The organism is Nonomuraea ceibae (genome assembly GCF_019396325.1).
In the GTDB taxonomy this organism is placed as follows: domain Bacteria; phylum Actinomycetota; class Actinomycetes; order Streptosporangiales; family Streptosporangiaceae; genus Nonomuraea; species Nonomuraea ceibae.
In genome coordinates, this window is the sequence record NZ_JAHKRO010000090.1 from 1 (window position 1) to 16,365 (window position 16,365).

Below are 16,365 nucleotides of genomic sequence, written 5' to 3' on the forward strand. Positions count from 1 at the left end.
CCCCACCCGCCGCCGGTCGGCCGCCGTGGCGGCGACGGCCCGCACGGTGTCGGCGGCGCGGCAGAGCCAGGTGGCGACCGTGGCCGGGCCCAGCCAGGCGGGCAGGCGGCGGTCGCGTTCGACGATCGTGTGCCCGGCCACCCGCAGCGTCTCGGCGGCCCCGCGCACCGCGGCCCGGAACTCGCGGTCCACCGGCAGCCCGGCGGGCAGCGGCTGGGGCGCGTACGCCACCCGCAGGTCGAACGGCTCCGGGCTGTCGTGCGGCGGTGGCGGCTCCCACACGCCGTCGTCGCCCGCCCACACCGAGCGCAGCATCGGGCGGCGCGGCTCGGCCCGACGGCCGCTGCGCCACGACTCGGCCAGCGACGGGTCCCCGGCCAGCACCGACAGCGTCAGCGCCAGGTCGGCGGCGTGCACGGCGATCGGGCCGTTCGCCGACAGGCCGCGCCAGTCGTCCGTGGGCCCCGGGACCAGCCCGGCGCCCGGCTTGAGCGCCAGCACGCCGCAGCACGCCCCCGGGATGCGCAGCGAGCCCATGCCGTCGTTGCCGAGCGCGATCGGCGCCATCCCCGCCGCGACCGCCGCCGCGCTCCCCGACGACGACCCGCCCGCCGTGCGCGAGCGGTCCCAGGGATTGCGGACCGTGCCGTACGCGCTGTCGCCGAAGGCCACCAGGGCCAGCTCGGGCAGGTTCGTCAGGCCGATCACCACCGCCCCGGCCGCGCGCAGCCGGGCCACGGCCTCGTGGTCCGCGGCGGCGGGGGAGCCGGCGGTCACCGCCGAGCCCAGGCGGGTCGCCTCGCCCGCCACCTCCACGTTGTCCTTGACCGCCACCGGCACCCCGGCCAGCGGCAGCTCCGACAGGTCGCGCCGCTCCTGGACGGCCCGTGCCTCCGCCACCGCCTGCTCGCGCACCCGCCGGAACGCGCCCACCCGCGGATCCCGCTCCGCGATCACCGCGAGGTGCTCCTCGACGACCGCGGTGGCCGCGACCTCGCCCTGTCGTACGGCCGCCGCGATCTCGATGGCGGATCTGCCTGCCCACAACATGTTCTAGAGTGTGGCGGTTTCTACTCTTCGTTGCGAGACTTCGGCTCCCTGCTCGCCTGTTTGAGAGCGAGCCGCAACGCGTACTCGATCTGCGCGTTGACGCTGCGGAGATCGTCGGCCGCCCACTTGGCTATCGCGTCGTAGACGGCCGGATCCAGGCGCAGCAGGAGCTTCTTGCGCTCAGGCATACAGGCTGCCGGCGTTCACCACCGGCTGCGTCGCCCGGTCGCCGCACAGCACGACCAGGAGGTTGGACACCATCTGCGCCTTGCGCTCCTCGTCGAGGTCGACGACCCCCTCGGCGGCGAGCCGGTCGAGCGCGAGCTGGACCATGCCGACCGCGCCCTCGACGATCCGGGTGCGGGCCGCGACCACCTGGCCGGCCTGCTGGCGGACCAGCATCGCCTGGGCGATCTCGGGCGCGTAGGCGAGGTGGGTGATGCGGGCCTCCAGCACCTCGATCCCGGCCAGCTCGGTGCGGTCGCGCAGCTCGGCGGTGAGCTCGGTGGCCACCTCCGCGCCGTCGCGCAGGCTGGTGCGCTCGGGCAGGTGCGAGTCGTACGGGTGGCTGGTGGCCAGGTGGCGCACGGCGGCCTCGGACTGGATGGCCACGTACTCCTCGTAGTCGTCGACGGCGAACACCGCCTTGGCCGTGTCGACGGCCCGGTAGACGACCACGGCGGCGATCTCGACCGGGTTGCCGTCGGCGTCGTTGACCTTGAGCTTGGTCGTCTCGAAGTTACGCACCCGCAGCGTGACCATGCGCTTGGTGGTGAACGGCAGCACCCACTGGAACCCGGCCTCCGACACCGACCCGACATAGCGCCCGAGGAACTGCACGACCTTGGACTCGTTCGGGTTGACCACCGTGAAGCCGGTGGAGAGCAGCGCCGCCAGCACGAGCCAGCCGATGCCCGGCGCGAGCAGCGACTCCGGGCCGCCCGGCAGCCAGACGGCCGCCACGATGCCGCCGAGCAGCAGCAGAGCGAGCAGCACCACGAAACCGTTGATGCGGAAAGCACGTCGTTCCATCGCGACCCCTTGCTATCGAAGTGATATCACTACGATAGCTCATCTAGTCTCGTGACGTGAACGTGCGATCCCTGGCGACCGGCCAGCGCTCCCTCGGCGACCCGACCATCGGCTATCCGCTCCGCCCGCCGCTCACCCGCGGCTGCCCCCGCACCAGCACCGCCGAGCTGGCCTACCCCGTCGAGGTCGACTACGACTACGCCCGCGTGCCCGGCGACCTGTTCGACCAGCCCGCCCTGCCCGACATCGCCCGCTGGCAGCCGCTGCTCCCGCCGCTGCTCGCGCCCACCCTCGGCGAAGGCGGCACCCCGCTCCTGGAACTCTGCGGCGTCCACGTCAAGGACGAGTCCCGCAACCCCACCTGGTCGCACAAGGACCGCCTCAACCGCGTCGCCGTCAGCGCCGCACTCGCCGAGAACGCGCCCGGCGTCGTCGTCGCCTCCTCCGGCAACCACGGCGCCGCCGCGGCCGCCTACGCCGCCCGCGCCGGACTCCCCGCGATCGTCCTCGCCTCCGCCGACTCGCCGCCCGCCGTCCAGTCCTTCGTCCGCGCGTACGGGGCCACCGTGCACACCGTGCCCGTCGAACAGCGCTGGCCCATGCTGCGCGACATCGTCGACCGGCTCGGCTACCACCCCGTCAGCAACCAGACCGTCACCCACACCGGGCACCCCTACGGCGCCGAGGGCTACAAGACGATCGCCTACGAGCTGCACGCCCAGCTCGGGCGCGCACCGGCCGCCGTGTTCACCCCCACCGGCTACGGCGAGCTGCTGTACGGGGTGTGGAAAGGGTTCGCCGAGCTCGTACGGCTCGGCGTCGTCCCCGCCGCGCCCCGCATGTTCTCCTGCGAACCGGCCGCCGGCGGGCCCAACGCCCGCGCCCTCGCCACCGGCGCGCCCGCCGCCGTGGTCGACATCACCCCCACCGACGCGTACGGGATCGCCTGCACCGTCGGCGGGCACCGGGGCGTCCGCGCCGTCACCGACAGCGGCGGCGGCGCGCTGGCCGTCACCGACGACGAACTCCGCGCCGCCCAGCGCGACCTGGCCCGCCAAGGGCTCTGGCAGGAACTGTCAGGCGCCGCCGGGCTGGCCGGCTACCGCAAGCTGCGCCAGGAGTTCGACGGGCCCGTGGTCTGCGTCGCCACGTCCAGCGGCTTCAAGGACATCGGCGTCGGATCAGCGCTTCAGCCAGACGCGTAGCGGCCCCGCCGGGACGAAGCCGTGCGCCACCGCCGGAGCCGGGTCCGGCTCGTACCCGACCAGCGGCAGGCCCGGGAACAGCGCCGCCGCCATCGCGACCACCCCGGGCCAGGCGGCCTCGCCCCACACGTTCGACACCCCCACCACCGAGGCCCGCCGCGACAGGTTGAGCACCGCCCCGCCCTCCTCGCCGCGCAGGATCGCCACGTCCTCCTCGCCGAGCAGCCCGCCCGGGAACAGCCCCGGCTGCTCGCCGTCGAAACACGCCTCGGCCCAGGCCGCCAGCTCGTCCTTCTCGCGCACCACCGCCCAGCCCCGCACGTCACCCGGGCCAGGGGCCGCCCGATGGATCCAGGTCGCCTCGAACAGCACCCCGAACCCCGCCGCCGCCAGATCCAGCGCCGCGAAACTGTCCTTCACCGACGCCCCAGGCCCCGCGTCGATCCCCGCCAGCACCTCGGCCGCCGTCGCCTCCGGCGACAGCGTGACCGCGTCCGGGTAGAAGATCGGCGTCCGGACCGGGTTCGTCCACACCGTCTCGGAGAACACCCCCGGCAGCCCGTGCGCGCGGCACAGCGCGTCACACCACTCGGCATTGTTCAGGGCGGCGGCCTGGTCGATCATCTGGTCCGTTTCGTCGGGGTCGCCGTGAACGGGTCCTCCGGCCACGGATGCTTGGGATAACGGCCGCGCATCTCGGCCCGCACCGAACGGTAGCCGTCCCGCCAGAACGACGCCAGATCCGCCGTCACCGCCAGCGGACGCCCCGCCGGAGACAGCAGATGCACCAGCAACGGCACCCCCGCGATCCGCGGAGTCTCCACCCAGCCGAACAACTCCTGCAACTTGACCGCCAGCACCGGCTGCTCACCCGAATAGTCCAGCCGCACCAGCGACCCCGACGACACCTCCACCCGCTCCGGCGCCGTCACCTCCAGCCGCTCACTCCACGGCACCAGCCTGCGCAACGCCGACGCCACGTCGATCCGCTCCAGATCCGCCCGCCGCCGCGCCCTCGACAACTCCGGCTCCAGCCACCGATCCGCCAGCTCCACCAGCCGATCCACCGGCGGCCACGGCTCACCCACCGCTCGATGGCAGAACGCCAGCCGGTCCCGCACCGCGCGCGCCGCCTTCGTCCACGTCAGCACCTCTTCCGTACGCAGGCCGTGCAGGAGGGCGTCACGCACGTCGGCATCCGGCAGCGGGGCGCTCGACAGCTCGATCGCGCCCAGCCGCTCGACCACCCGCGCCGACACGTCCCCGCGACGGCTGCCCGGCGGGACCTTCCAGGCGACCTCCTCCTCGACCGTCACCGGATGCGCCTGACGGGCGATCTCCTCGTCGATCGCCACCGCCTGCCGGATCCGCGCCGACGCCGCCCCCGCCTGACGGTCCGCCACGGCGATGGCCAGCCACTGCGCGCTCGCCAGCCTCGACCCCTCCCCGAGCTGCGCCTCCGTGCCGGACGCCATCAAATACCCGCCGCCCCGGCGCCGCGCCACCCGCTCAGGGAACGCCAACGCCACCGCCACCCCCGCCACCGCCTCAACGGAGGAACCGGCTCCTCCGGCACTCGAGCCCGCCGCAGGCCGTCCGGGCGTCCCGGGGTGCGGGGCCGCTTCGGTGGGCGGGGTTCCCCTGGAGGGGGCGGCCGCCTGGCGGCGAGGGGGCGCAACCCCTCCGCCCTTCTCCGGGTGTGGGGGTGCTTCGGTGGGGGTGGAGGGTGGGCGTGAGGCGGTCAGGCGGCGGGTTTCCTGGCGCCAGCGGGCGGTGAAGGGGTCGTTGCCTCGGCGGGCGGAGCGCCAGACTTCGACGAGGTCGTCTGAGGCGTCGCGCGGGAGGGGCTCGGACAGCAGGGCGATCACCTCGGCGGCGCGGGGGCCGAGGTCGAGGAGGGCGCGGGCGAGGCGGGGTTCGACGCCGGCGAGGGCCATGCGGCGGCCGTGGGCCGTCACGCGACCGGCGGGGTCGACGGCGCCGAGGGTGGCGAGGGTGCGGAGGGCGGCGGCGAGGGCGGCGGGCGGCGGCGGATCGAGGAGGGCGAGGCCGGTGCTGCCCCAGCAGGCGACCTGGAGGGCGAAGGCGGTGAGGTCGGCGAGCGCGATCTCGGGCCGTGGGTGGTCGGCGAGGCGTTCGTGCTCGGCGGCGGACCAGCACCGGTAGACGGTCCCGGGGGCTTCCCGGCCGGCGCGTCCGGCGCGCTGGTCGGCGGACGCCTTGGACACCCGGACGGTGGTGAGGGAGCCGAGGCCGCGGGCGTGGTCGGTGCGGGGTTCGCGGGCCAGCCCGGAGTCGACGACGACGCGGACGCCGGGCACGGTGAGGCTCGATTCGGCGACGGAGGTGGCCAGCACGACGCGCCGGGACGTGCCGGGTGACAGGACGGCGTCCTGGACGCGGGCGGGGGCCTGGCCGTGGACCTGGAGCACGTCGACGCCGGGCAGCATGGCGGCCACCCGGCCGATCTCGCCGACGCCGGGCAGGAAGCACAGCACGTCGCCGTCCCGTTCGGCGAGCGCGCGGCGTACGGTCTGGGCGACGTGGGCGAGCAGGGCGGGGTCGACGCGTAGCCCGTGCGGCGGGGATACGGGGCGGGGCGGTGGCGCCCACACGGTCTCGACGGGGTGGGTGGCGCCGGTGGCGCGGACGACGGGGGCGTCGCCGAGCAGGCGGGACCACTGGCCGGCGTCGGCGGTGGCGGAGGTGGCGATGAGGCGCAGCTCGGGCCGGAGGGTGTCGCGTACGTCGAGGAGGAACGCCAGCGCCGTGTCGGCGTCGAGGTGGCGTTCGTGGCATTCGTCCAGCATGACCGCGTCGACGCCGGGCAGTTCGGGGTCGCGTTGGAGGCGTTGCAGCAGGACGCCGGTGGTGACGACCTCGACCTTGGGGTTGGCGCCGGTGTGCCGTTCGCCGCGGATGGTGTAGCTGACGCCCATGCGCCGGGCGGCGGCGCGTACGGCGAGGCGGCGGGGTTCGGCGACGAGCACGCGCAGCCCGGTGGCGGCGAGGGCGAGCGGGACGACGGTGGTCTTGCCGGTGCCGGGCGGTGCGGTCAGGACGGCGCTGCCGTCGCGGTCGAGGGCGGCGAGCAGGTCGGGCAGGACGTCGTGGATGGGCAGGTCAGGCATGCCCGCCCACGGGTGTCGCGAGGAGGACGGAGTCGAGCAGGCCGGGGAAGCGGGCCTCCAGGTCGTCGCGCCGCAGGCTCATGTACTTGAGCCTGCCCTCCTGCTTGGTGAGGACGAGGCCGGCCTCGCGCAGGGTGCGGTAGTGGTGCGAGGCGGTGGACTTGTGCACGCCGAGCGAGTCGCCCGCGACGGTGCAGGTCATCTCGCCATACGTGGCCAGCCGGGCGACGATCTCCAGCCGGATCGGGTCGGACAGCGCGCGCAGAACCTCCGTGAGCTGGATGTCGTCGGTGGCCGGGTGCGGAAGCAGGCGCATACCCGACACGATACCCAATTTTATTGTTTGACAACTATCCAACAATGCTTCAGCGTGTGTGGAGTGAATCGTCCCCTTTACCCGTTGGCCGCCGGCAACTTCGCCGTCGGCACCGGCATGTTCGTCACCGCCGGCCTGCTCGCGCCCATCTCCGGCGACCTGAACGTCTCCACCGCGGCGGCCGGGCAGCTGATGACCGTGTTCGCGCTGGCGTACGCGGTGCTGTCGCCCGTGCTCGCCGCCGTGACCGCGCGGCTGCCCCGCAAGAAGCTGCTGCTGATCGCGCTGGGCGTGTTCGTGCTCGGCAACGCGTTGACGGCGCTCGCGCCGACCTACCCCCTCCTCATGGCGACCCGGGTGCTGGCGGCGGCGGGGGCCGCCATGTTCACGCCGACCGCGTCGGGCGTGGCGAACGCGCTGGCCAGGCCCGAGCACCGGGGGCGGGCGCTGGCGCTGGTGCTGGGCGGGTTGAGCGTGTCGTCGGCGATCGGCGTGCCGCTCGGCACCTGGCTGGGCACGGCGTCCGGGTGGCGGACGACGATCTGGCTGGTGACGGGGCTGGGCGTGCTGGGGTTCGCCGGGGTGGCGGCGCTGGTGCCCGACGTGCGGACGGCCGTCTCGGGCCGGCTGGCCGAGCGGTTCGCGCCGCTGGCCGACCGGCGGGTGCTGGCGGTGCTGACGACGCAGTTGCTGATGTTCGGCGCCGGGTTCACCGCCTACACCTACATCGGGTCGCTGATCGACCTGCCGCTGCCGGCCGTGCTGTGGGCATGGGGCATCGGCGCGATCGTGGGCAGCCACCTCGGCGGCCGGCTCACCGACGCGTACGGGCCGCGCCGCATGGTGCTGATCGGGCTGGCCGCGTCCACGGTGTTCCTGGCGCTCATCCCGGTCGCGAACCTGGCGCTGCCGGTCGGGCTGCTGTGGGCGCTGCTCTGGGGCGCGCTCGGCTGGCTGATCGCCCCGGCGCAGCAGTATCGGATCGTCTCCGTCCTGCCGGGCAACGTGCCGGTCGGGCTCGGCCTGCTCTCCTCGGCCCAGTACGCGGGCCTCGTCGTCGCGGGCGTCGCCGGCGGCCTCGCGCTCGACGGGTGGGGCAGGGCCGGGGTGATCGCGCTGGCCACGGCGATCGGGGCCGTCTCGGTGCTGTTCACGCTGGCCACCTACAGGCCCGCTGCCGAACGTGAAAGCGTGCCGCAGACCGTGGGGTGATGGGGAAGAATGTCCCGGTGTCTGATACCCCCGTCCCTCCGCAGACCGACCCACGCGACGAACCCGCCCCGCTCGGGCTGATGGTGCTCCTCACCGGCGGAAGCGCCGTCGTGATCATCCTCGCGGTGACGTTCCTCTCCGGCTCTGCCGGCCTGCGCCCGCTGCTCCTCGGCCCGATCATGCTGGTCGGGTACGAGGTCCTGGTCCACGAGGTGTGGTGGAAGCGCTGGTGGGGGGCCGTCCCGGGGGCGATCGCCGGGCTGGTGACCTACTTCGAGGGACGCGCCATGCTGGCCGACCTCATCGGCGACGCCTGGGCCCATCCGCTGGCCTTCGTCACCGCCTGGGTGCTGTTCGCCGTCGTCTTCTGCCTGGCCAGCCGCTACCCCCGAACGGACTTCACGGCACAGAAGTCCGCTTCCTGAACGGCGCGGGTGCAGAAACCTCCGCTACCGGAGCTGATTTGTAGCAACGCGGCTGACTTCTGTCATGCCGGGCGCTTTTGGCGCACTTCCCGATCATGCTCGTTCTCGCCCACCTTTCTATGTCGGAACCTCATGAACCTCATGAGACATGGACCGAGAAAGGGGCGAACGGACATGACATCGACAGCACCAGGCCCGGCGCGTGACCGCCGGGCAGCGACGCGGTGATCGAGCCGCCACGACGTCCCCGGCCGCCGCAGGCCGTTCCAGGGGACGCCCCGGCCACGGCGATGAGCACCCGGGTGCAGGCCATGCGCGCCGACTTCGTCGACTTCGCCGCCCGGGAGCACAGCCGGGTGATCCGCTTCCTGATGCGCGGCGGCGCCTCGCTGGCCGACAGCCAGGACGCCGCGCAGGAGGCGTTCACGCAGGCGTGGCGGCTGATCAACAGCGAGCCGGAGGCGTGGGCGCGGGTGCAGGAGCCGCTGGGCTGGATGTTCAAGGTCGCCGGCCGGTGCCTGCGCCGCCCGCCGGGGGAGAGCCGCCGGCGGGTGAGCACGGTCCCGGTCGCCGACGTCCCGGAGACGGCCGCGGGCGCCGACGATCCGGCGGACCTCATCGGCCCCGCCGTGGACGTGCTGGCCGCCCTGCGGGAGCTGCCGCCGGACCAGCGGCTGGCCATCCGGTACCGGATGGACGATCAGCCCAACTCCGCCGTCGCCGCCGCCCTGGGCCTGACCGAGCAGCAGGCCGCGGACCTGGTCAAGAAGGCACGGGTCGTGCTCAGGTACCGGCTCGCGGAGTATCGGACCCGGAAGGGGGCCGCGTCCCATGACCGATCACCGTGATGACGTCCCCCTGACCGACGAGGAGCTCGACGACCTGCTCGAACAGGCCGACGCCGACCTGCTGGCGTACGTGCGCGCGCACACGGATGTCGGTGGCCTGCTCAACTCCATGCTGGAGGTCCGCCCGGCGGTGCAGCCGCCGCCTCCGGCCGCCGCCGAGCTCTTCCACGCGCGGCTGCGGCTGCGCGAGATCGAGAGGTCCCTGACGCGGGCGGACGCGCACGCCCGGGCCCTGGCCGCGTCGTTCCGCGACGCGCGCGCCGACGAGCTGACGCAGGCCGTCGAGCGCGCCCTGGACAGCGCCAGGTCGGGCGATCTCAGCCGGACCCCCGACCTGCTCCGGGCGCTCACGGTGGCGTTGGCCCGCGCGGTGGCGGTCGCGCTCGCCTGCTATCCCCGACGCGGGGGCGGCTCGCCCGGCGCCCTGGTGGCACGGCCGCCGCTGAGCACGCTGATCGTGGCGATCGCGCGTGGCCTGTCGGACGCGGGCGACCTCGCCGCCGACCTGCCCGGCGTGGCCGAGCCCGGGGCCGCCCTGGACGTGTCGGGAGCGGATCTGTCCGGCCTGCGGCTGATGTCGCCGGACCTGCTGCACGGCGTCGTCTGGGACGCGGGGACGGTGTGGCCGTCCGGCCTGGGCGAGGTCGTGGGCAGCATGTCGGAGGCGGTGTGCGAGGGGGTCTACCGGGTCGTCTTCGGCGAGGACGTCATCACCCTTGGGCCGGAATCCAGCCCAGGCTGACCGCGAGGATGACGAAGACGCCGAGCAGGATGCGGTAGATCACGAAGCCGGTGAAGCGGTGGGTGCTGATGTAACGCAGGAACCAGGCCACCGCCGCGTAGCCGACGATGAACGAGATCACCGTGGCCAGGATCGTCGGCCCCCAGTCGGGCGCGTCGCCGTTGCCGATCTCGGCCAGCTCCAGCAGCCCCGACGCCAGGACGGCCGGGATGGCCAGCAGGAAGGAGTATTTGGCCGCGGCCTCCCGCCGGTAGTCGAGCAGGAGGCCGGCCGTGATCGTGCCGCCGGAGCGGGAGACGCCGGGGATGAGGGCCAGCGACTGGGCGAAGCCGTAGACGACCGCGTGGGTCACGTTGAGGTGCTTCTCCAGCGTGAGCTTGTTGCGTGCGGTGCGGTCGGCGAACCACAGGATGATGCCGAAGACGATGAGCGTGGTGCCGACCAGGCGCAGGTCGCGGAAGGCGCCCTCGATCTGGTCCTTCAGCACCAGGCCGAGCACGCCGATCGGGATGGTGCCGACGATGACGTACCAGCCCATGCGGGCGGCGAAGTGGTCGCGCAGCTCGGGCTTGAACAGCGAGCGCGTCCAGGTGGAGATGATCTCCCAGAGCTCTTTCCTGAAGTAGATCAGCACGGCCGCCTCGGTGCCGAGCTGGATCACGGCGGTGAACGCCGCCCCCGGGTCGTCCCAGCCGAGGAACGCCGAGACGACGCGGATGTGCGCGCTGGAGGAGATCGGCAGGAACTCCGTGAGCCCCTGCAGCAGCCCCAGCACCACTGCTTCCATCCAGCCGATCACGTGCGCACCTTCCCCAGGAAACACCGGAGTGAACGAGGTGAGGCTAGCGGAAACGGGGACCGCCGGAGGGCCCCGCGGAACGTCCCGGCGAGGAGGACAGCCCATGTTCACCCGACGGTTCACGAAAATTCATGACGAACGGTGTCGGCCGATTGTGGCCACGGCCGAGGACCTGGTGCAGACGGCTCTCGCCCGCGACGTGACGGAGAAGGACGCGCTGTGGGCGGCGATCCGCGGGCTGTCGGACCGGCAGCGGGCGGTGGTCGTCCTGCACTACTTCGAGGGGCTGACGCTGCCGCAGTGCGCGGCGGTGCTCGGCTGCTCGCTCGGCACCGTCAAGACCCAGCTCGGCCGCGCCCTGACGCGGCTGCGGGTCCATCCGGCCGTGCGGCTCACGAGGGCGGGGCGATGACCTACACCGAGGACGAACTGCGCGACCTGCTCGCGGAGCTGACGGCGTACGTGCCTGGAAGGACGGTGGACGTGACGAGGATCGTACGGCGGGGCAGGCGGATGCTGCTGGTGCGCAGGCGGGAAGGCCCGCCACACGTTCCGCGCGGGGGAGCTGCCGCGTGACTGGACGGACCGGAAGCAGTCCGTCCGGGTGTGGGTGTTCCCCCGACGCCGCTGATCACGGAGGCCGCGCTGGACGGCTGCGCGCTGCCGGAGAAGGACAAGGGCATGTGCGACGGCCGGTACGTCGCCGGGGAGCTGGTCCGCTACGACGTCGCGCTCCAGCTCGCCGGCGAGCTGGGCGCCCGGCCGGGGGCGTGGATGGCCGGCGTCTACGACGTGGACTGAGCCCAGGCCGCGGCGAAGTCGGTGAAATCCCGCGCCGGCCGGCCCAGCGCCTCGCGCACCCCGTCGGCCACGTAGGCGTTGCGCCCGTCGAGCACCTCGGTGAACAGCGTGGTCAGCATGGCGACGACGTCGCCGGGGACCCCGTGCTCGGCGGCGCCGGCCGCGTACTGCTCCATCGTGATCGGGATGTAGGCGATCTCCCTTCCTGTGGCCTTGGACAGCTCGGCCGCCGCGTCGGCGAACGTGAGCAGCCTCGGCCCGGTCAGCTCGTACGTCCTGCCGGTGTGGCCGTCCTCGACGAGCGCGGCCACCGCGACGTCGGCGATGTCGTCGGCGTCGACGAACGGCTCGGCCACTTCGCGCGCCGGCAGCGCGATCGCGCCGTCCAGCACCGACTCCAGCAGGTAGCCCTCGGTGAAGTTCTGCATGAACCAGCCGCAGGTGACGACGGTCCACTCCAGGCCCGACTCGCGCACGACCCGCTCGCACGCCTGCGCCTCGGGCTCGTTGCGGCCCGACAGCAGCACCAGCCGCCGCACGCCGGACCGGACGGCCAGCTCGGTGAAGGCGCGGATGTCGTCCAGCGCGCCCGGCACGATCAGGTCGGGCTGGTAGGCGAGGTAGGCGGCGTCCGCCCCCGCGAGGGCGGGCGCCCAGGTGTCACGGTCGGTCCAGTCGAACGGCGGCGTCCCCGAGCGGGAGCCGACCCGGACGGTGTGGCCGAGAGCGGTCAGCTTGTCTGCGATCCGGCGGCCGGTCTTGCCGGTGCCGCCCGTAACCAAGATTGTCATGGCTCCATTAAGCCCGGCCGTGGTGAGACTATCCATGGTTGAGAAGCGCATTGGCATATGCGATCGTCTAACTCATGGACCATCTGGCAGCGCTGCTCGACGGCCCGCGGGCCCGTGGCGCGTTCCTGCTCCGCTCGATCCTCGACCCGCCGTGGTCGATCCGCATCCAGGACGAGGCCCCGCTGACGCTGGTGGCGATGGTACGGGGCTCGGCCTGGATCGTGCCGTCACGGGGTGAGCTCGTGAGCCTGGCGCCCGGCGACGTGGCGATCGTCCGCGGGCCCGATCCGTACACGGTCGCCGACCGGCCGGAGACCGAGCCGCAGATCGTCATCCACCCCGGCCAGCACTGCACCACCCTGGACGGCGAGTCCCTCTACCAGGCGATGGACCTGGGCGTGCGCACCTGGGGCAACAGCCCCGACGGCGGCACCGTGATGATCACCGGCACCTACCTCATGGAGGGGGAGATCAGCAGGCGGCTGCTGGACGCGCTGCCGCCGCTGCTGGTGCAGCCGGGCGAGCCGCTGATCCCGCTGCTCGGCGCCGAGGTGGTCAGGGACGAGCCCGGCCAGGAGGCGGTGCTCGACCGGCTGCTCGACCTGCTGCTGATCTCGACGCTGCGCTCGTGGTTCGCCGAGCACGAGGCGCCGGGCTGGTATCGGGCGAGCGGTGACCCTATCGTGGGCCGGGCGATGCGCATGCTGCACAACAACCCGGCCCACCCCTGGACGGTCGCCTCGCTGGCCGCCGAGGTGGGCGTCTCGCGTGCCTCGCTGGCCCGGCGGTTCACCGAGCTGGTGGGGGAGCCGCCGATGGCCTTCCTCACCGACTGGCGGCTCGCCCTGGCCGCCGACCTGCTGCGCGAGCCCGACGCGACGGTCGGCTCGGTGGCGCGCAAGGTCGGCTACGGCAGCCCGTTCGCGCTGAGCGCCGCCTTCAAACGGGTGCGCGGCATCAGCCCTCAGGAGCACCGGGCCGGGGCCGCCACGTGAAACCGCTGCTGCTCCTGGACGTCGACGGCGTGCTCAACCCCACCGGGCACGCCACGCCCGACTTCCGGCGCTACCGGTGCACGATCGGCGACATCCTCTACACGGTGCACCTCAACCCCAGGCACGGGCCCCGGCTGATGGAGCTCGCCCTGCGCACCGGCTCCGAGCTGGCCTGGGCGACCACCTGGGAGCGGCACGCCAACGAGTGGATCGCGCCCCGGCTGGGGCTGCCGATGCTGCCGGTGGTCCCGCTGGGGCCCGACCGGGGCAGCCGGCACGGCGAGATGTTCAAGACCCGTTACGTGGCGGACTACGTGGGCAGGCGGCCCTTCGTCTGGTTCGACGACCAGGTCTTCAAGGAGGACGAGGAGTATCTCAGGGCTCATCAGGGTCTGGACGACTTCCTGCTCGTCCACGTGCCTCCAGCACGCGGCCTGACCAGCGAACATCTGGCGCTGGCCCGGGAGTGGCTGACCCTTACAGGGTTTTCTCAGGGGCCCTGACGGGATAGGCGGCGCGCGGTCGTCCGTTGGACCAGTCAGAACGTAACCACACGGAGGACACGATGTACCGCTCACGAGAGCACAGGATCCTGGCCGGCGTCTGCGGCGGTCTCGCCGACAAGATGGGCCTGCCGCCCACCCTCGTCCGCATCATCTGGCTGATCCTCTCGCTCTTCCCCGGGCCGATGTGGGTCGTCTACGCGATCATGTGGATCCTCGTCCCCGAGGAGCCGAAGAAGTACTAGTCCCGCCTATGCTCGAAGCATGGCAAGGCCGCTGACACTCATCCAGGACGAGCTCGTCGACTACGACAAGGCGATGGAGCGCATGGCCGACCTCGTCGGCGAGCGCCAACGGGACGAGCGGCCGGACACGCTCTGGCTGCTCAGCCATCCGTCCGTCTACACCGTCGGCCGCCGCACCCCGGCGGCGCACCTGCCCGACCCGTCGCGCGGCATCCCGGTCGTCGAGACCGGGCGCGGCGGGCAGCTCACCTACCACGGCCCGGGGCAGCTCGTCGGCTACCTCGTCGTCAAGCTGGGGGAGGACGAGGGCATCGTCGACTACGTGCGCGAGGTCGAGCTGCGGCTCGTCGACGCGCTGGGCGCGCTCGGCCTGCCCGCCGAGCGCCGCGACACCCCGCCGGGCTCGGAGCTGCTCACCGGCGTGTGGACGTCGCGGACCGGCCGCAAGATCGTCTCGATCGGCATGCGGCAGAGCCGCGGCGTCACCAGCCACGGCTTCGCCCTCAACGTCGACGGCGACCTCACGCCGTGGGACTGGGCGGTCGCCTGCGGCATGCCGGACGTCGACATGACCTCGCTCAAGCGCGAGCTGGGCGACACCGCGATGGACAAGGTCCGCGCGGCCGTGGCCGCCTCCTTCGAGGCGGCCTGACCACGCACTCAGTACGTCATCTCGTACGTCATTCCGCCGGGACCTCGTCGACGGTGCGGCGAGGCCCGGTGAACCAGTGCCTGGCCGACAGCGCCCACCACAGCGCGATGCCGACCAGCACGACCCCGACGGCGATCGGCGCGTAGTTGACCGACGTCCAGGTGAAGTCCGCGTTGCCCGGCACGCCGGCGGGCGAGAACGGCATGACGAAGTACACGCAGACGATGGCGATCTCGACGCAGGCGATCCAGCACAGCGCCTTGTAGCGGCGCCCGAGCGTCCACGGCCCGGGCTCGAAGCGGTCGCCCATCCGCAGCCGCAGCCAGATCGGGATGAGGAACGCCAGGTAGAGCCCGATGACGGCGATCGACACGACGGCGTAGAAGGCGACGGGCGTGGTGAGCCCGGCGGGCGCGTAGAGGGCGGGCAGGGTGATCAGGGCGGCCACCGCGCAGCCGGCCAGGATGGCGTTGACCGGGGTGCGGTTGCGGTCGACCTTGGACCACAGCCGCCAGCCGGGCACCGCGCCGTCGCGAGAGAAGGCGTACGTCATCCGCGACATCGAGGTCACGCAGCTCATGCCGCAGAAGAACTGGCCGATCGTGGAGATCGCGAAGATCGCGGTGGCCAGCGGTGAGGAGAGCGCGGTGGTGAAGATCGCGCCGACGAAGCCGCCCTGCGCGTTGATCTCGTCCACGTTGGTGGCCGCGAACAGGAACGCCAGCAGCAGGATCCAGCCGCCGATCGCCGAGTAGAAGATCGACTGCCAGAGCCCGCGGGCGGCGGCCTTGGCGGCGCCCTGGGTCTCCTCCGACACGTGCGCGCAGGCGTCGAAGCCGGTGATCGTGTACTGCGTGAGCAGGAAGCCGAGCGGCAGCACGTACAGCCAGAAGGGCAGGCCGCCGTCGCCGTCGCCGAACCCGGAGTTGTTGATCGTCTCGGTGAAGACGAAGCCGACGGACTGGTGCTGGGCGGGGGCGAAGACGAGGATGGCGACGATGACCGCGGCGCCGGCGACGTGCCACCAGACGGAGATGTTCTGCAGCAGCGAGATCAGCCGATGGCTGTAGATGTTGATCAGCGCGTGCAGCACCAGGATGATCACGAACAGCAGGAACGCCTGCGGCAGCGTGCCTTCCCAGGCGCCGCCGGTCAGCCGGGTGAGCGTGATGTTGAGGAACGTGGCGCAGCCGTAGTCGACGGACGCGGTGACGGCGATGAGGCCGATGAGGTTGAGCCAGCCGGTGAACCAGCCGTGGATCGGCTTGCCCAGCTTGGCGGCCCACCAGTAGATGCCGCCCGCCGTCGGGTAGGCGGAGACCAGCTCGGCCATGCAGAAGCCGATGATCAGGATGAACAGGGAGATCAGCGGCCAGCCCCACGAGATGGCGATGGGGCCGCCGTTGTTCCAGGCCTGTCCGAAGGTCGTGAAGCAGCCGGCGAGGATCGAGATGATGGAGAAGGAGATCGCGAAGTTGGAGAAACCGCTCCAGGTCCGGGCCAGCTCCTGTTTGTAGCCGAGCTCGGCGAGTCGCCTGGAATCCTCTTCTGTGGTCACTGAGGTCTCCCTGGGGGGCGCGGAGGACGCTCTTTTGGTCTACGTCTAGACCATTTCCCC

Annotated in this window: 21 protein-coding genes; 12 read left to right on the forward strand and 9 right to left on the reverse strand. The window is 72.6% G+C overall.

Annotated elements, in window-relative coordinates; all coding sequences use genetic code 11:
• The 3 genes from KME80_RS36750 to KME80_RS36760 form a co-directional block, all read right to left on the reverse strand.
• Nucleotides 1-1,050: amidase (locus KME80_RS36750; RefSeq protein WP_219511753.1), on the reverse strand; the 1,050-nt coding region annotated here is incomplete at its 3' end.
• Between the two features lie 20 nt (nucleotides 1,051-1,070).
• Nucleotides 1,071-1,238 (reverse strand): type II toxin-antitoxin system antitoxin, encoded by a 168-nt coding sequence (locus KME80_RS36755; protein ID WP_197093811.1) that lies wholly within the window; start codon nucleotides 1,236-1,238, stop codon nucleotides 1,071-1,073.
• On the reverse strand, nucleotides 1,231-2,082 hold the full coding sequence (locus KME80_RS36760; RefSeq protein WP_219511755.1) for an SPFH domain-containing protein: 852 nt from the start codon (nucleotides 2,080-2,082) through the stop codon (nucleotides 1,231-1,233). The genes KME80_RS36755 and KME80_RS36760 overlap by 8 nt, the downstream gene beginning before the upstream one ends.
• 56 nt (nucleotides 2,083-2,138) lie before the next feature.
• On the opposite strand from KME80_RS36760, the gene KME80_RS36765 reads away from it, so the two are divergent.
• Nucleotides 2,139-3,287, forward strand: coding sequence for a threonine synthase (locus tag KME80_RS36765; protein WP_308126081.1), 1,149 nt, complete (start codon nucleotides 2,139-2,141; stop codon nucleotides 3,285-3,287).
• On the opposite strand, the gene KME80_RS36770 is transcribed toward KME80_RS36765, so the two are convergent.
• From KME80_RS36770 to KME80_RS36780, 3 genes are read right to left on the reverse strand one after another with little or no spacing between them, the layout of a single operon-like run.
• A complete protein-coding gene (locus KME80_RS36770; protein ID WP_219511757.1) occupies nucleotides 3,264-3,911 on the reverse strand; it encodes a hypothetical protein in 648 nt (215 codons plus the stop codon). The genes KME80_RS36765 and KME80_RS36770 overlap by 24 nt on opposite strands.
• Nucleotides 3,908-6,418 (reverse strand): ATP-dependent RNA helicase, encoded by a 2,511-nt coding sequence (locus KME80_RS52235; protein WP_219511759.1) that lies wholly within the window; start codon nucleotides 6,416-6,418, stop codon nucleotides 3,908-3,910. Before KME80_RS52235 ends, KME80_RS36770 begins: the two co-directional genes overlap by 4 nt.
• Nucleotides 6,411-6,734, reverse strand: coding sequence for an ArsR/SmtB family transcription factor (locus KME80_RS36780; RefSeq protein ID WP_219511761.1), 324 nt, complete (start codon nucleotides 6,732-6,734; stop codon nucleotides 6,411-6,413). Before KME80_RS36780 ends, KME80_RS52235 begins: the two co-directional genes overlap by 8 nt.
• Nucleotides 6,735-6,797: 63 nt before the next feature.
• Here KME80_RS36780 and KME80_RS36785 point away from each other — a divergent pair, with 63 nt between their 5' ends.
• The 4 genes from KME80_RS36785 (at nucleotide 6,798) to KME80_RS36800 (ending at nucleotide 9,961) form a co-directional block, all read left to right on the forward strand.
• A complete protein-coding gene (locus tag KME80_RS36785) occupies nucleotides 6,798-7,946 on the forward strand; it encodes an MFS transporter (protein ID WP_219511763.1) in 1,149 nt (382 codons plus the stop codon).
• A gap of 17 nt (nucleotides 7,947-7,963) precedes the next feature.
• On the forward strand, nucleotides 7,964-8,371 hold the full coding sequence (locus tag KME80_RS36790; protein ID WP_219511766.1) for a hypothetical protein: 408 nt from the start codon (nucleotides 7,964-7,966) through the stop codon (nucleotides 8,369-8,371).
• A 224-nt stretch (nucleotides 8,372-8,595) separates the two neighbouring features.
• The gene (locus tag KME80_RS36795) at nucleotides 8,596-9,219 is read left to right on the forward strand and encodes an RNA polymerase sigma factor (RefSeq protein ID WP_219511768.1); all 624 of its coding nucleotides are present in this window, start codon (nucleotides 8,596-8,598) and stop codon (nucleotides 9,217-9,219) included.
• On the forward strand, nucleotides 9,203-9,961 hold the full coding sequence (locus tag KME80_RS36800; protein WP_219511771.1) for a hypothetical protein: 759 nt from the start codon (nucleotides 9,203-9,205) through the stop codon (nucleotides 9,959-9,961). Before KME80_RS36795 ends, KME80_RS36800 begins: the two co-directional genes overlap by 17 nt.
• On the opposite strand, the gene KME80_RS36805 is transcribed toward KME80_RS36800, so the two are convergent.
• Nucleotides 9,930-10,760, reverse strand: a complete 831-nt coding sequence (locus tag KME80_RS36805; RefSeq protein ID WP_308126082.1) for an undecaprenyl-diphosphate phosphatase — start codon at nucleotides 10,758-10,760, stop codon at nucleotides 9,930-9,932. The two genes, KME80_RS36800 and KME80_RS36805, sit on opposite strands and share 32 nt — an antisense overlap.
• A gap of 154 nt (nucleotides 10,761-10,914) precedes the next feature.
• Between KME80_RS36805 and KME80_RS51025 the strand changes: the two genes are divergently transcribed.
• From KME80_RS51025 to KME80_RS36820, 3 genes are read left to right on the forward strand one after another with little or no spacing between them, the layout of a single operon-like run.
• Nucleotides 10,915-11,172 (forward strand): sigma-70 family RNA polymerase sigma factor, encoded by a 258-nt coding sequence (locus KME80_RS51025; RefSeq protein ID WP_308126083.1) that lies wholly within the window; start codon nucleotides 10,915-10,917, stop codon nucleotides 11,170-11,172.
• Complete coding sequence (locus KME80_RS36815; RefSeq protein WP_219511776.1) at nucleotides 11,169-11,336, forward strand: hypothetical protein; 168 nt, start codon at nucleotides 11,169-11,171, stop codon at nucleotides 11,334-11,336. Before KME80_RS51025 ends, KME80_RS36815 begins: the two co-directional genes overlap by 4 nt.
• Before the next feature lie 30 nt (nucleotides 11,337-11,366).
• Nucleotides 11,367-11,561 (forward strand): hypothetical protein, encoded by a 195-nt coding sequence (locus tag KME80_RS36820; protein ID WP_219511778.1) that lies wholly within the window; start codon nucleotides 11,367-11,369, stop codon nucleotides 11,559-11,561.
• Here the strand turns inward: KME80_RS36820 and KME80_RS36825 are convergent.
• The gene (locus KME80_RS36825; protein WP_219511779.1) at nucleotides 11,546-12,352 is read right to left on the reverse strand and encodes an NAD(P)H-binding protein; all 807 of its coding nucleotides are present in this window, start codon (nucleotides 12,350-12,352) and stop codon (nucleotides 11,546-11,548) included. The two genes, KME80_RS36820 and KME80_RS36825, sit on opposite strands and share 16 nt — an antisense overlap.
• Before the next feature lie 74 nt (nucleotides 12,353-12,426).
• Between KME80_RS36825 and KME80_RS36830 the strand changes: the two genes are divergently transcribed.
• The 4 genes from KME80_RS36830 (at nucleotide 12,427) to lipB (ending at nucleotide 14,747) form a co-directional block, all read left to right on the forward strand.
• Entirely contained in the window at nucleotides 12,427-13,347 is a 921-nt protein-coding gene (locus tag KME80_RS36830; RefSeq protein ID WP_219511781.1) for an AraC family transcriptional regulator, read from the forward strand.
• The gene (locus KME80_RS36835) at nucleotides 13,344-13,850 is read left to right on the forward strand and encodes an HAD domain-containing protein (protein ID WP_308126084.1); all 507 of its coding nucleotides are present in this window, start codon (nucleotides 13,344-13,346) and stop codon (nucleotides 13,848-13,850) included. The genes KME80_RS36830 and KME80_RS36835 overlap by 4 nt, the downstream gene beginning before the upstream one ends.
• 62 nt (nucleotides 13,851-13,912) lie before the next feature.
• Nucleotides 13,913-14,095, forward strand: a complete 183-nt coding sequence (locus tag KME80_RS36840; RefSeq protein WP_049565582.1) for a PspC domain-containing protein — start codon at nucleotides 13,913-13,915, stop codon at nucleotides 14,093-14,095.
• A gap of 19 nt (nucleotides 14,096-14,114) precedes the next feature.
• The gene (gene lipB / locus KME80_RS36845) at nucleotides 14,115-14,747 is read left to right on the forward strand and encodes a lipoyl(octanoyl) transferase LipB (protein WP_219511782.1); all 633 of its coding nucleotides are present in this window, start codon (nucleotides 14,115-14,117) and stop codon (nucleotides 14,745-14,747) included.
• 28 nt (nucleotides 14,748-14,775) lie between these two features.
• Here the strand turns inward: lipB and KME80_RS36850 are convergent, their stop codons facing one another.
• On the reverse strand, nucleotides 14,776-16,305 hold the full coding sequence (locus KME80_RS36850; protein WP_219511784.1) for an amino acid permease: 1,530 nt from the start codon (nucleotides 16,303-16,305) through the stop codon (nucleotides 14,776-14,778).
• Nucleotides 16,306-16,365 lie beyond the last annotated feature (60 nt).

Coding starts and splice junctions, on each gene's coding strand:
- KME80_RS36755 (WP_197093811.1), bottom strand. CDS start 1,238: ATGCCTGAGCGCAAGAAGCTCCTGCTGCGCCTGGATCCGGCCGTCTAC.
- KME80_RS36760 (WP_219511755.1), bottom strand. CDS start 2,082: ATGGAACGACGTGCTTTCCGCATCAACGGTTTCGTGGTGCTGCTCGCT.
- KME80_RS36770 (WP_219511757.1), bottom strand. CDS start 3,911: ATGATCGACCAGGCCGCCGCCCTGAACAATGCCGAGTGGTGTGACGCG.
- KME80_RS52235 (WP_219511759.1), bottom strand. CDS start 6,418: ATGCCTGACCTGCCCATCCACGACGTCCTGCCCGACCTGCTCGCCGCC.
- KME80_RS36780 (WP_219511761.1), bottom strand. CDS start 6,734: ATGCGCCTGCTTCCGCACCCGGCCACCGACGACATCCAGCTCACGGAG.
- KME80_RS36800 (WP_219511771.1), top strand. CDS start 9,203: ATGACCGATCACCGTGATGACGTCCCCCTGACCGACGAGGAGCTCGAC.
- KME80_RS36815 (WP_219511776.1), top strand. CDS start 11,169: ATGACCTACACCGAGGACGAACTGCGCGACCTGCTCGCGGAGCTGACG.
- KME80_RS36825 (WP_219511779.1), bottom strand. CDS start 12,352: ATGACAATCTTGGTTACGGGCGGCACCGGCAAGACCGGCCGCCGGATC.
- KME80_RS36830 (WP_219511781.1), top strand. CDS start 12,427: ATGGACCATCTGGCAGCGCTGCTCGACGGCCCGCGGGCCCGTGGCGCG.
- KME80_RS36840 (WP_049565582.1), top strand. CDS start 13,913: ATGTACCGCTCACGAGAGCACAGGATCCTGGCCGGCGTCTGCGGCGGT.
- lipB (WP_219511782.1), top strand. CDS start 14,115: ATGGCAAGGCCGCTGACACTCATCCAGGACGAGCTCGTCGACTACGAC.